The sequence below is a fragment of the Pseudomonas antarctica genome (assembly GCF_900624995.1).
GTDB classification, from domain to species: domain Bacteria; phylum Pseudomonadota; class Gammaproteobacteria; order Pseudomonadales; family Pseudomonadaceae; genus Aquipseudomonas; species Aquipseudomonas antarctica.
The window spans coordinates 1-13,105 of sequence record NZ_UYXQ01000112.1 but is presented as its reverse complement, the minus strand read 5'-3'; the positions used below and the strand labels follow the sequence as shown (position 1 = coordinate 13,105).

General features: G+C 59.6%; 14 protein-coding genes. 6 read left to right on the top strand and 8 right to left on the bottom strand.

Going from position 1 to position 13,105, the window contains the following annotated elements:
- Positions 1–303 precede the first annotated feature (303 nt).
- The 5 genes from E0F99_RS25315 to E0F99_RS25295 are packed head-to-tail and all read right to left on the bottom strand — an operon-like array spanning position 304 to position 3,724.
- Complete coding sequence (locus E0F99_RS25315; protein WP_058412601.1) at positions 304–693, bottom strand: RidA family protein; 390 nt, start codon at positions 691–693, stop codon at positions 304–306.
- A gap of 14 nt (positions 694–707) precedes the next feature.
- Positions 708–1,490, bottom strand: coding sequence for an amino acid ABC transporter ATP-binding protein (locus E0F99_RS25310; RefSeq protein ID WP_083357998.1), 783 nt, complete (start codon positions 1,488–1,490; stop codon positions 708–710).
- Entirely contained in the window at positions 1,487–2,149 is a 663-nt protein-coding gene (locus E0F99_RS25305; RefSeq protein ID WP_083357997.1) for an amino acid ABC transporter permease, read from the bottom strand. The genes E0F99_RS25310 and E0F99_RS25305 overlap by 4 nt, the downstream gene beginning before the upstream one ends.
- An 11-nt stretch (positions 2,150–2,160) precedes the next feature.
- Complete coding sequence (locus E0F99_RS25300; RefSeq protein ID WP_083357996.1) at positions 2,161–2,823, bottom strand: amino acid ABC transporter permease; 663 nt, start codon at positions 2,821–2,823, stop codon at positions 2,161–2,163.
- Between the two features lie 52 nt (positions 2,824–2,875).
- Positions 2,876–3,724, bottom strand: a complete 849-nt coding sequence (locus E0F99_RS25295; RefSeq protein WP_010210965.1) for a transporter substrate-binding domain-containing protein — start codon at positions 3,722–3,724, stop codon at positions 2,876–2,878.
- 384 nt (positions 3,725–4,108) lie between these two features.
- Here E0F99_RS25295 and E0F99_RS25290 point away from each other — a divergent pair, with 384 nt between their 5' ends.
- Positions 4,109–4,357 (top strand): hypothetical protein, encoded by a 249-nt coding sequence (locus tag E0F99_RS25290; RefSeq protein ID WP_083357995.1) that lies wholly within the window; start codon positions 4,109–4,111, stop codon positions 4,355–4,357.
- A gap of 100 nt (positions 4,358–4,457) precedes the next feature.
- Entirely contained in the window at positions 4,458–4,838 is a 381-nt protein-coding gene (locus E0F99_RS25285; RefSeq protein WP_083357994.1) for a thioredoxin family protein, read from the top strand.
- On the opposite strand, the gene E0F99_RS25280 is transcribed toward E0F99_RS25285, so the two are convergent.
- The 3 genes from E0F99_RS25280 to rpiB form a co-directional block, all read right to left on the bottom strand.
- Complete coding sequence (locus E0F99_RS25280) at positions 4,798–6,363, bottom strand: TerC family protein (protein ID WP_083357993.1); 1,566 nt, start codon at positions 6,361–6,363, stop codon at positions 4,798–4,800. The genes E0F99_RS25285 and E0F99_RS25280 overlap by 41 nt on opposite strands.
- A gap of 372 nt (positions 6,364–6,735) precedes the next feature.
- Positions 6,736–7,716 (bottom strand): sugar-binding transcriptional regulator, encoded by a 981-nt coding sequence (locus E0F99_RS25275; protein ID WP_053255665.1) that lies wholly within the window; start codon positions 7,714–7,716, stop codon positions 6,736–6,738.
- A gap of 63 nt (positions 7,717–7,779) precedes the next feature.
- A complete protein-coding gene (rpiB, locus tag E0F99_RS25270) occupies positions 7,780–8,241 on the bottom strand; it encodes a ribose 5-phosphate isomerase B (RefSeq protein WP_083357992.1) in 462 nt (153 codons plus the stop codon).
- Between the two features lie 283 nt (positions 8,242–8,524).
- On the opposite strand from rpiB, the gene E0F99_RS25265 reads away from it, so the two are divergent.
- The 4 genes from E0F99_RS25265 (at position 8,525) to E0F99_RS25245 (ending at position 12,953) form a co-directional block, all read left to right on the top strand.
- A complete protein-coding gene (locus E0F99_RS25265) occupies positions 8,525–10,012 on the top strand; it encodes a sugar ABC transporter ATP-binding protein (RefSeq protein WP_083357991.1) in 1,488 nt (495 codons plus the stop codon).
- Entirely contained in the window at positions 10,009–10,986 is a 978-nt protein-coding gene (locus E0F99_RS25260) for an ABC transporter permease (RefSeq protein ID WP_083357990.1), read from the top strand. The genes E0F99_RS25265 and E0F99_RS25260 overlap by 4 nt, the downstream gene beginning before the upstream one ends.
- 57 nt (positions 10,987–11,043) lie before the next feature.
- Positions 11,044–12,051 (top strand): substrate-binding domain-containing protein, encoded by a 1,008-nt coding sequence (locus E0F99_RS25255; protein WP_083357989.1) that lies wholly within the window; start codon positions 11,044–11,046, stop codon positions 12,049–12,051.
- Between the two features lie 146 nt (positions 12,052–12,197).
- Positions 12,198–12,953 carry an SDR family oxidoreductase gene (locus tag E0F99_RS25245; RefSeq protein WP_083357988.1) on the top strand — a complete coding sequence of 252 codons (756 nt, stop codon included), beginning with the start codon at positions 12,198–12,200 and terminating at the stop codon, positions 12,951–12,953.
- The last annotated feature ends 152 nt before the right edge of the window (positions 12,954–13,105 follow it).

Here is a 13,105-nt window from a genome sequence, read left to right as displayed (position 1 = left end):
GGATTTCAGAGTTGTGTGTTTCCGATTGGGCAATAGCATTCGGGCGCAGGGGCTGGCCTGTTTCCTTGGGAAAATCGAGGATGTCGTATGCACGATCCAGGCCTTTGGCGGGGCGTTGGATGGTGTGTGCGGTCATGGCAGTTTCGGTCCGGTCATAGTAGTGATGCCGCACAGTGAACCCCTGTGGGAGCGGGCTTGCTCGCGAATGCGGTGTGTCAGTGAATGCATCGGTTACTGACCCACCGCATTCGCGAGCAAGCCCGCTCCCACATTGGATCTCCTATGGCTTTAAGAATGGGGCATTTAGCCTTTTTTCTTGTAGGCCACGCAATCAATCTCAACCTTGCAGTCCACCATCATGTTGGCCTGCACACAGGCGCGCGCCGGGGCGTGTTCTGGAGTGAAGTATTCGCCGAAGACTTTGTTGAAACTCCAGAAGTCGCGTGGGTCTTCCAACCACACGCCCACGCGCACGACGTCTTTGAGTTCAAAGCCGGCTTCTTCGAGGATCGCCACCACGTTGCGCAGGGTCTGGCGGGTCTGTTCGACGATGCCACCGCTGATGATTTCACCGTCCACCGCTGGCACCTGGCCCGAGACGTAGAGCCAGCCGTCCGCTTCCACTGCACGTGCGAAAGGACGAGGTTGGCCACCGCCGGCGGTGCTGCCGGTGCCGTAACGAGTAATGCTCATAAAGTTGCTCCTGATTAAAAACGAATGTTCTTCAAAAATTCCGCCAGGCGCGGCGATTGCGGGCGTTCGAAGATGTCCTTCGCAGTGCCCTGCTCTTCAATGCGGCCCTGGTTCATGAATACGATCTTGTCTGATACTTCGTAGGCAAAACGCATTTCGTGGGTGACCAGCAACATGGTCATGCCCTCCTCCGCCAAGCCCTTGATCACGCTGAGCACCTCGCCCACCAGCTCAGGGTCGAGGGCGGAGGTGACTTCGTCGAACAGCATCAGGCTTGGGTTCATCGCAATCGCACGGGCAATCGCCACACGCTGCTGCTGACCGCCGGACAACTGACCGGGGAAGTGGTTGCGCCGTTCCAGCAAGCCGACGCGGTCCAGCCATTTTTCGGCCAGGGCCACGGCTTCATCCTTACCCATCTTCTTGACCTTAAGCAGGCCGAGGGTGACGTTTTGCAAGGCCGTGAGGTGCGGGAACAGGTTGAACTGCTGGAACGCCATGCCGGTCATCGCGCGGTGCTGGGCGATCACACGCTCGGGGTGACGCACGCGTTTGCCAGCGATGTCGCTGTAGCCGATGGACTCGCCGTCCAGGGTGATCTGCCCGCCCTGGAATTCTTCCAGCAGGTTGACGCAACGCAACAGCGTGGTCTTGCCCGAGCCGCTGGAGCCGATCAATGTCACCACGTTGCCGCGTTGCATGGACAGGTCGACGCCCTTGAGCACTTCGACTTGGCCGTACTGTTTACGCAGGCCGCGAATGTTCAACAGCGGTGGGTTGGTTTGAGGTTGGTTCATGGCAAGGCCACCCGCTTTTCAATGTAGCGCCCGAATAACTCGATGGCGTAGTTGATGACAAAGAACAAAAACCCGGCGAACAGGTAGAACTCCAGGGTCATGAAGGTACGCGCAATCACTTGCTGGGTGCTCAGCAGCAGTTCGGCCACACCGATCACCGAGAGCAAGGTCGAGGCCTTGACGATTTCCGTGGAGGAATTGACCCAGGTCGGCAGGATCTGGCGCAGCGCCTGGGGCAACAGCACGTAGCCCAGGGATTGGTAGAAGGTCAGGCCAATCGCCTTGCCCGCTTCCAGTTGCCCACGGGGAATGGCCTGCAGCGCACCGCGCACGATTTCCGAGACGTGGGAGCCGCAGAACAATGTCAGCCCGACGGCGCCGGCCTGGAACGCGGTGATCTGCCAACCGAGCGCCGGCAACATGTAAAAACACGCCAACACCAGTACAAACACCGGTGTGCCACGGATCAGGTCGACATACAGACGAAACGGCGCGCGCATCCAGAATTTGCCGTAGGTCAGGATCAACCCGGCAACAATGCCGATCAGCGTGCCGAAGATAATCGCCAGCGCAGACACCGACACGCTGGTCTGAAACCCCGCCCACAGGGTATCCCGGGCGATCCACAACTCATGCAGCACGCTTGGGGACTCGTACATGCAAACCCTCCTTAACGACGAATCGCCAGACGCTGTTCCAGGTAACGGAGCAGCATGGCAATGAGGTAACAGGCAGCCACATAGAGCGCGGTCGTAACCATCCAGGTTTCAATCACCCGGTAGCTTTCGACGTTGATCTTGCGGGCGTAATAGGTCAGCTCCGGTACCGCGATAGCGGCGGCCAACGAGGTGTCCTTGAACAGCGAAATGAAGTTGTTCGACAGCGCCGGCAACACGTTGCGCAGCATCACCGGCACGGTGATATAGGCACGAATGCGCCACTCGCCCAAGCCGATGGCCAACCCGGCTTCACGCAAGCCCTTGGGAATATTCAGCAACCCGGCACGGAACACTTCGGTCAGGTAGGCACCGGCATACAGCGACAGGGTGATGATGAAGGAAGGGATTTTGTCGAGACGAATCCCCAGCGACGGCAGTGCAAAGTAGATCAACAAAATCAGCACGAGGATCGGCGTATTGCGGACCACCGTCACGTACACCGAGGCGAAGATTCGCAACGCGCGGTGCCTGGACAGCATGGCAAACGCCATCATCAGGCCGATCACGCAGCCAATCGCGATCGACAGCAATGCCAGCTCAAGGCCAAGGCCGAGCCCCGCCAGCAAGCTTGGGAAATCACGCCACACAGCGGCAAAGTTCAACTGATAGTTCATGGTCGGCAGTACCTGATTGGGGCGCCGTCAGCGACGCCCCAGGGTTTACGATTTACTTGAACTCAACCGGGAAACCGATCGCAGGCTCTGGCAAATCCACACCGAACCACTGCTTGAACGAGGCTTTGTAGGTGGGGAATTCCACGCCGGTCATGGCTTCGTGCAACGCGGTGTTGACGAAGTTCAGCCAGTCCTGATCGCCACGCTTGACCGCGCACGCATAGGTTTGCGGGCTCCAGGCGTAGGCCGGGCTACGGTAGCGGCCTGGGTTCTGCACCATCAGGTACTTGACCGAGGATTGGTCAGTGGCAGCCGCATCGGCGCGGCCGGAGTTCACCGCCTGGTACATCAGATCGACACTGTCGTACTGATCGACCTTGGCCTTGGGCAGCGCCTGGTGCACCAATTCTTCGGCGTAGACGTTTTGCAGCACAGCGACAGTGACGCCGTCGCCGGCCGCTTGCAGGTCTTCGATTTCTTTGTATTTGCTGTTATTCGGCAGCAGCAGGCCCACGCCTTCGCGGTAGTACGGCAAGGTAAAGGCCACCTGCTGCGCACGGCTGGCGGTGACGGTGATGAACTGGCAACTCATGTCGACCTTGTCGGTGAGCAGGTTGGGAATACGCGCGTCAGAGGACTGCACCACAAACTCGACCTTGCTCGGGTCGTTGAACAAACCCTTGGCCACGATGCGGCCGATGTCGATATCAAACCCCTGCAACTTGCCATCCGCTCCCTGGAAGTGCCACGGCGCATTGGTACTGCCTGTACCCACGATGAGATGCCCACGCTTGAGCACATCATCGAGCTTGCTGTCCGCCGCCTGCACGATGCTTGCGAGGGAAGCCGATGCGGCGAAGAGAAAAACACACGCTTTAAACACGGAAGGTCGGTGATGCATGACAAGCACTCCAGGAGTTGTGTATTCCGCTATACCGGAACTTAGTATGCAACAACGGAATAGACAGCAGAAAGTGTGCCACACGCTGTAGCAGAAAAATATGATGGAGATAAATTCGTTTTAAATCAGAGAGATGAATGTTTGTGTGGAGCACGGCGTTGGGCCAGCGGCTGGAAGCACGTTGCTACTCAAGGCCACACAGTGCGGTGGCAGGTGCCGCTGGCACGTTACTGTGCACCGTGGTGGTGCTAAGAGAGCGGGATTGCCACGACAGGCCTGCCAGCCACAACGGGGCCGTTTGCCACGAGGGTTTCTTTGTCAGGCTCTGGCTGATTGTTTGGGTTGGGCTAGGCTGGGAGATATCGGTGTGTAGGAGCCTGCGTGATGAAGTTACACCTTAGTGTGGTTTTGCTGTGCTGTTTGGCGGCTGGCGCAGCCTCGGCCAGCAATGATCGGCGTGAATGCAAGGAACAATTGACCAAGCTCAAAGAGGCCTTCAGCACGGACTACACCAGCCAGAACCACCATGGTTACCGCAAGGCGAGGGCGTCGCGGGATAACGAGGAATACAAGAAATGCGCGAGCCAGGCGCGCAAAGCTCGCGAACGCGTGGAGCGTGCGCAGGATGCCTGAAGCTGTCTACCTGTGAAGGTTGACAGTAGACGGGGGTGATCTCTCGATTTAGCGTACCCGCACAGTTACTGGCCGGGTACGGGTACACAAGGAGATCGTCATGGGTGTGGTGAAAACGCAAGTCAAAGACCACAACGAGTACCAGCAGATCCTGAATGAACATCCGCTGGTTATCGTATTGTTCACCTCCCTATCCTGCGAGGCTTGCTTAGGGGCCGACACACGCTTTAAAAACATCGCCGAAAAATACGCAGACCGCGTAAAAAGCATGCTCCTGAAAACGGAAACAACGCCGAAGATAGAAGGCGTAGACGGCACCCCCACCCTGGTGATCTACAAAGATGGCCTCGAGGTCGAAAACATCAAGGGAATCGGCGACCCGACGCCCTCGAAAGACCCGAACATTGCGAATGAACAGGACGTTTTGTTGGCGGGAGTGTTCAGCGAGTACTCGGCAGGGCTACCAACAACACCTGCGTAACTCGCCGCTCCTCCACCGCCGCCACGGTCAGGCGCCAGCCTTCATGCTCCAGGCTGTCGCCGACCATCGGCAGGCGGTCCAGCAGGCTCATCACTAAACCTGCGAGGGTCTGATAATCGTCGGTGGCCACGGCCTTGAAGCCGGTGCGCTGGCGAATCTGGTTAAGGTTCAAGGCGCCATTGGCGCGAAAACCCTCACCTTCCTCGACAATATCCGGCCCTTCAATCTCGCTGGCATCCGGCAATTCACCGGCGATGGATTCGAGAATGTCGGTCATGCTCAACACGCCCATGAAATCGCCGAATTCGTTGATCACGAACGCAATGTGAGTGGACTGCTGACGCATCTGCTCCAGGGCGTTGAGGATCGAAAAACTCTCCAACAGGTTGATCGCACGGCGCGCCAGGTGCTCCAGGTTTGGTTCGTTACCGGCCAGGTATTCCTTGAGCAGTTCCTTTTTATGCACGAAGCCTAATGGCTCATCGACAGCGCCGTTGCGGATCAACGGCAGCCGCGAGTAGGACGAATACATCAGTTTCAGGCGAATAGTGTCGCGATCGTCCGCCAGATCAATGCAGTCGACCTTGGCCCGTGGTGTCATTAAGGTGCGGATCGGCCGCTCGGCCAATTGCAGCACGCCGCTGATCATCACCCGTTCGCGCCGGTCAAACAGCGGCCCCTGGGTCGCGTCCGGGTCGCCCATCAGGTCGGCAACGTCGTCATCCATGCCCTCCACTGCCAGACTGCGACCGCCGAGCAAACGCATCACCGCATGCGCGGTACGCTGACGAACCGGCAAGGTGCCCTGCGCCGACTTCTTGCGACGGGCGCGGGCAATCTGGTTGAACACCTCGATCAGGATCGAGAAACCAATCGCCGCATACAGGTAGCCCTTCGGAATATGGAAGCCCAAGCCTTCGGCAGTCAGGGCAAAACCAATCATCATCAAAAAGCCCAGGCACAGCATGATCACCGTCGGGTGCGCATTGACGAAGCGGGTCAGCGGCTTGCTGGCCACGATCATCAGGCCGATGGAGACGATCACCGCGATCATCATCACCGCCAGCTCATCGACCATGCCCACGGCGGTAATCACCGCGTCGAGGGAGAACACTGCGTCGAGCACCACGATCTGCGCGACGATCGGCCAGAACATCGCATAGGCCACGTTGCCTGAGCGCTGGGCCACATGACCTTCAAGGCGCTCATGCAATTCCATGGTGGCCTTGAATAACAGGAACACACCACCGAACAGCATGATCAGGTCACGGCCTGAGAAGCTCTTGTCGAACACCTCGAACAAAGGCTGGGTCAGCGTCACCAACCAGGAAATACTCGCCAGCAAGCCCAGACGCATCAGCAACGCCAAAGACAAACCGATCAACCGCGCCCGGTCGCGCTGCTCCGGCGGCAGCTTGTCCGCCAGGATCGCGATAAACACCAGGTTGTCGATGCCCAGCACCAGTTCCAGCACAATCAAGGTCAACAGGCCGAGCCAGGCCGTTGGATCCGCTAACCATTCCATTTATAGAGTCTCGTAATAGATTTCAGAATGCCAGACACGGCAAAGCGCGGTCAGTGGACCGGGACAAGGTTAGCAGTCGGAATACGGGATGCTTTAGCGCAAACAGCGGCAGCGGGTGTCTTGGGGAAAGACGACCGGGAGGCTCCGAGAGGGTGTTCATGCAAGTCCTGAAATGACAAAAGGACCCAAATCCTACAACCCGAACCCAAATCCCCCACAACACAAAACTATTACAAGATCTGTCCCAAAGCACACACAAAACCAATGTGGGAGCGGGCTTGCTCGCGAATGCGCAGGTTCAGTCAATCCATATGTCGACTGACACACCGCTTTCGCGAGCAAGCCCGCTCCCACATTTTGGCCTGCGCAATATCAGGTTTTGCGCGTCGCATCATCCAGCGCCAGGATGGTGTGGGCATTCGTTACCGTGGTCGCCAGCGTATTGATCACTCCCGACCGCAACGCCCCCAGCGTCGCCGCCGCCTTGGTGTTCTCACTGGCAATCGCCACCACATCCGGAATGCGAAACAATTCCTGCACCGTCAACCCGATCACCCGCCCTTGAATCGCGTTGACCGCCGGCTGCCCGTGAATGTCGATAAAGTCATAGCCCATCATGTCGCCCACCGTACCGGACAACCGTGCCTGGGCAATTTCCTGCGGCGAGAACCAGCCCATACGCACCATGTTGCTGTTCTCGCTCATGTCGCCAATGCCGATCAGCGCAATGTCTGCCCGCCGCGCCCGATCCAGGGTCGAGCGCACCGTGTCGTTATTGATCAACACCCCACGCAGTTCCGGGTTCGCCACCAGTGCCGGGGCGTACAGGCTTTCACTTTCACCGCCAAAGCGTAGCGCAAGGCGCCTGCAGATATGGTCGGGGTTCATGTATTCGCCAGCCTTGAGCGAACCGCCGATGGCGCAGACAAATGTGCAATTGCGCGTCACCGGCAAAAACACGTTGTCAGCCACCGCACCCACATTACGCCCCATGCCCACCGCGACGATCATGCCGTCACTCAGGGTTTTATTCAGGTAGTTGGCCACCAGGCTGGCAACAGCCGAGCGCTGGGTATCGGGGTCACTGTGGTCGACGGCGATCAACGCCCGGTCGAGCTTGAAGCGTTCCACCAGCGCCCGTTCCAGCTCGTTGTTCATCGCCGGGTGCTGTAACACGCGCACCTCGACAATCCCTTCATCGCGCGCACGCTTGAGCAGGCGGCTGACTTTCGCGCGTGACAGGTCGAAGCGCTTGGCGATGGCTTCCTGAGTGACGTTCTCGAGGTAATAGAGCATCGCCACTTCGGTCATTTGATCGATATCGCTGGCGATGCGCTGGGTACTGTCACTCATGGGGACGGGCTTCCGTTTCGGCGTCAAAGGCGCATTCTCCCGACTCTTACCCTACGGCGTCCACTACTGATGCCCATCACGCTCGATCGCATTGATGCGCGCCACCTTGGCCCCGGAACGCGCCGCTTCGAACTCCGACACCAGGAACGCGGTGACGATGCTTTTGGCCAGCTCCGCGCCGATCACCCGCGCGCCGATAGACAGGATCTGCGCATCGTTGCTCTTGCGCGCCCGCTCCGCCGAATACGTGTCATGGGCCTGCGCCGCCCGAATACCCAACACCTTGTTGGCCGAGATGGCCATGCCGATCCCGGTGCCACACACCAGCACGCCCAGGCGCTGCTGCCCGGCATTGATGCCATTAGCCACCGCCAGGGCGATGTCTGGGTACAGCACCGGCGCGGTGGAGTGGGTGCCGAAGTCGGTCACCGGGTAACCCAGCGCCTCGATATGACGCTTCAACAGCTCTTTGAGCTCAAAACCCGCTTCATCGCATCCGATAGCCACCGGGAAAGGTGTGTTCATGGCGTCTGGCTCCGCTGCCGTGATCGTACTTATGACTGATCATATGATCAGCCACTGAATTTTCGCTCAGTCATTTCTCGGACATTAGGCCGTTTCTGTCAAGCGAGTTTTAACTGACCTCCTAGTCAAAGCCCTATTAAGAGGCGTTATTAACCAAAATGACGAGATTCACACCTTTTAAGTGAAAGAGATTGACTGATCAGAATTTCATTTGATACACATATGATCACAGCAAAACATGACTGTGCGACCTAATAAGAATTCACAGCACGAGGACACGCCAATGGCCACGCCATTACTGCTCCAGGCTGAACACGTCGCCAAGGCTTACGCCGGGGTGCCTGCCCTGCGTGATGGGCGCCTCTCGCTGCGGGCTGGCAGCGTCCATGCGTTGTGCGGCGGCAATGGCGCAGGCAAGTCGACCTTCCTGAGCATCCTGATGGGCATCACCCAACGTGACGCCGGGAGCATTCTGCTCAACGGCGCCCCCGTGCAGTTCAACCGCCCGAGCGAAGCCTTGGCGGCAGGGATCGCGATGATCACCCAGGAGCTGGAACCCATCCCTTATATGACCGTCGCCGAAAATATCTGGCTGGGCCGTGAACCGCGCCGCGCCGGCTGCATCGTCGACAGCAAGACCCTCAACCGCCGCACCCGCGAGCTGCTCGAAAGCCTGGAATTCGACGTCGACGCCACCCGCCCCATGCACCGCCTGAGCGTGGCACAGGTTCAACTGGTGGAAATTGCCAAGGCCTTCAGCCATGACTGCCAAGTGATGATCATGGACGAACCCACCTCAGCCATCGGCGAGCGCGAGGCGCAAACCCTGTTCAAGGCGATTCGCCGCCTCACCGCACGTGGCGCCGGCATCGTCTATGTGTCGCATCGCTTGAGTGAACTGGCGCAGATCGCCGACGACTACAGCATCTTTCGCGACGGCGCCTTTGTGGAAAGCGGGCGCATGGCCGATATCGACCGCAACCACCTGGTGCGCGGCATCGTCGGCCAGGAACTGACGCGCATCGACCACAAGGTCGGCCGCGAATGCGCCGCCGCCACCTGCCTGCAAGTCGACAACCTGAGCCGCAAGGGCGAGTTTCACGACATCAGCCTGCAACTGCGCCAGGGCGAAATCCTCGGCATCTATGGCCTGATGGGCTCGGGGCGCAGCGAGTTTCTCAACTGCATCTACGGCCTGACGGTGGCGGACACGGGCAGCGTCACCCTGCAAGGCAAGCCCATGCCCGTAGGCCTGCCCAAGGCCACGATCAACGCCGGCATGTCGCTGGTCACCGAAGACCGTAAAGACAGCGGTCTGGTGCTCACCGGCAGCATCCTTTCCAACATTGCACTGTCGGCCTACAAGCGCCTGTCGAGCTGGTCGCTGATCAATGCGCGCAAGGAAGCCCAGCTGGCGCAGGACATGGTCAAGCGCCTGCAAATCAAAACCACCTCGTTGACGTTGCCGGTGGCGTCCATGAGCGGCGGCAACCAGCAGAAAGTCGTGCTCGCCAAATGCCTGTCGACCGAGCCGGTGTGCCTGCTGTGCGATGAACCCACCCGGGGCATTGATGAAGGCGCCAAGCAGGAGATTTACCACTTGCTCGACCAGTTCGTGCGTGCCGGTGGCGCGGCCATTGTGGTCTCGTCCGAAGCCCCGGAACTGCTGCACCTGAGTGATCGCATCGCCGTATTCAAGGGCGGCCAGCTGGTGACCATCAGCACCAACACCGCCCTTTCCCAGGAAGCCTTGTTGAGTCTTGCCTCATGAATGCCAAAACCATTGCCGCACCTGTTACAGCCGCACCCCGTCACCGCCTGCGCCTGTCTCTTGACCGTTTCGGCCTGCCGCTAGTGTTTATCCTGCTGTGCGTGGTGATGGCGTTTTCCAGCGAATACTTCATGACGTGGCGCAACTGGATGGACATCCTGCGCCAAACATCCATCAACGGCATCCTTGCGGTGGGCATGACCTACGTGATTCTGACCAAGGGCATCGACCTGTCAGTGGGTTCGATCCTGGCGTTTGCCGGGCTGTGCAGCGCCATGGTCGCCACCCAGGGTTACGGCCTGCTGGCGGCGGTCAGTGCCGGGATGTTTGCCGGGGCAATGCTCGGCGTGGTCAACGGTTTTATGGTCGCCAACCTGTCGATCCCACCGTTCGTGGCCACCCTCGGCATGCTCAGCATCGCGCGGGGCATGACCTTTATCCTCAACGACGGCAGCCCCATCACCGACCTGCCCGACGCCTACCTGGCGCTGGGCATCGGCAAAATCGGACCGATTGGCGTGCCGATTGTGATCTTCGCCGTGGTCGCGCTGATCTTCTGGATGGTGCTGCGCTACACCACCTACGGGCGCTATGTGTACGCGGTGGGCGGCAACGAAAAGAGCGCGCGCACCTCCGGCATCGGCGTGCGCAAGGTGATGTTTTCGGTGTACGTGGTCTCGGGCTTGCTCGCCGGTTTGGCCGGCGTGGTGCTGTCGGCACGCACCACTTCCGCCCTGCCCCAGGCCGGGGTTTCCTATGAGCTGGACGCGATTGCCGCCGTGGTGATCGGCGGCACCAGCTTGTCGGGCGGCACCGGCAGCATTGTCGGCACGCTGTTTGGTGCGCTGCTAATCGGCGTGATCAACAACGGGCTGAACCTGCTCGGCGTGTCCTCCTATTACCAGCAAGTCGCCAAGGGCCTGATCATCGTGTTCGCGGTACTGATCGATGTGTGGCGCAAGAAAAAACGCTAGTCGCTGTTGCTCAAAAAATGCACTGAACGACCCACAACAATAAGCGGAGTTCTCACCATGAAAGCTGGAATGTCTTTGGCTGCTGTCGCGGCCCTCTCCCTGCTCGCCAGCAGTATCGCGCTGGCCGCCGATGGCAAGACCTACAAAGTCGGCGCTGCCGTCTACGGCCTCAAGGGCCAGTTCATGCAGAACTGGGTCCGTGAGCTCAAGGAACACCCGGCAGTCAAGGACGGCACCGTGCAACTGACCGTGTTCGACGGCAACTATGACGCCCTGACCCAGAACAACCAGATCGAAAACATGGTGACCCAGCACTACGACGCCATCCTGTTCGTGCCAATCGACACCAAGGCTGGCGTGGGTACCGTGAAGCAAGCCATGAGCAACGACGTGGTGGTCATCGCCTCCAATACGAAAGTAGCCGATGCCTCCGTGCCTTACGTGGGTAACGATGACGTGGAAGGCGGCCGCCTGCAGGCCCAGGCCATGGTCGACAAGCTCAACGGTAAAGGCAATGTGGTGATCATCCAGGGCCCGATTGGCCAATCGGCGCAGATCGACCGGGAAAAAGGTGAGCTGGAAGTGCTGGGCAAGCACCCGGACATCAAGATCATCGAGAAAAAGACCGCCAACTGGGACCGCGCCCAGGCCATGACCCTCACCGAAGACTGGCTGAACGCGCACCCCAAAGGCATCAACGGCGTGATCGCGCAGAACGACGACATGGCCCTCGGTGCCGTGCAGGCGCTGAAATCCCACGGGCTGACCTCCAAGGACGTGCCGGTGACCTCTATCGACGGCATGCCGGACGCGATCCAGGCGGCGAAGAAAGACGAAGTCACGACCTTCCTGCAAGACGCCCAGGCGCAATCCCAAGGCGCGCTGGACGTGGCCTTGCGCGCGTTGGCGGGCAAGGACTACACGCCGCAATCGGTGATCTGGGAACGCTATGCCAAGGACGTGAAATGGGCCGACGGCACCGCCAAGAACTACATCCTGCCGTGGGTGCCGGTGACCAATGCCAATGCGGATGCGCTGTACAAACAGGTCAGCGGCGGTAAGTAGCGTTCACCTTGAAATAGGGTCAAGCGTGGGAGCTGGCTGGCTTGCGATGGCATCACCTCGGCTTGACTGAAAGACCGAGTCGCCTGCATCGCAGGCAAGCCAGATCCCACATTGGATCTCCAACGCTTTAGAAAGAGGAGTCATGCATGTCTGGATTCTGGAACCAAGCCTTCGACCTCACCGATCGTTGCGCGGTGATCACCGGTGGCGCCGCCGGGATTGGCTTGGCCTGCGCCAGCCTGCTGGCAGAGCGCGGCGCACGCGTGGCCTTGCTCGACCGTGACCCCGCGGTGGTTGAAGTCGCCGCCAGCCTGGGCGCCGAGCACCTGGGCATTGCCGTCGACCTCAGCCAGATCGGCCAGGTACAACACACCATCGACCAGGTGTTCGAGCACTTCCAGCGCCTGGATTACCTGATCAACAGCGCCGGCATTGTCCTGCTGGACAAGGCCGTCGATGTCAGCGAAAGCGCCTGGGACAGCACCCTCGATATCAACCTAAAAGCCAGCTTCTTCGTGGCCCAGGCCTGCGCCAAACACATGCTGGCCAACGGCGGCGGGCGCATCGTCAACCTCGCCTCGCAAGCCGCCGTGATTGGCCTGGACCGCCACGTCGCCTACTGCGCGAGCAAGGCGGCCATCGTCGGCATGACCAAGGTGCTGGCCATGGAATGGGCACCGCAGATCAACGTCAACGCCATCTCCCCGACCATTGTCGAGACCGCGCTGGGCAAGAAAGCCTGGGCCGGTGAGGTGGGCGAACGGGCCAAACTGCAGATCCCGGCGGGCCGCTTCGCCCAGCCGGAAGAAATCGCCGGGCTGGCGCTGTACCTGCTCAGCGACGCAGCACAGATGATCACCGGCGCCAACATGGTGATCGACGGCGGCTACAGCATTCAGTAATCCATTTTTTGTCGTGAGGTTTTGTCATGTCCACCGTCACCGAACGCACACCTGAACAACTCGCCCCGAGCATCCCGAAACCCATGCAGGCCGTGGTCTGCCCTGGCCCGGACGACTACCGCCTGGCAACCGTCCATGTGCCCACGCCCGGG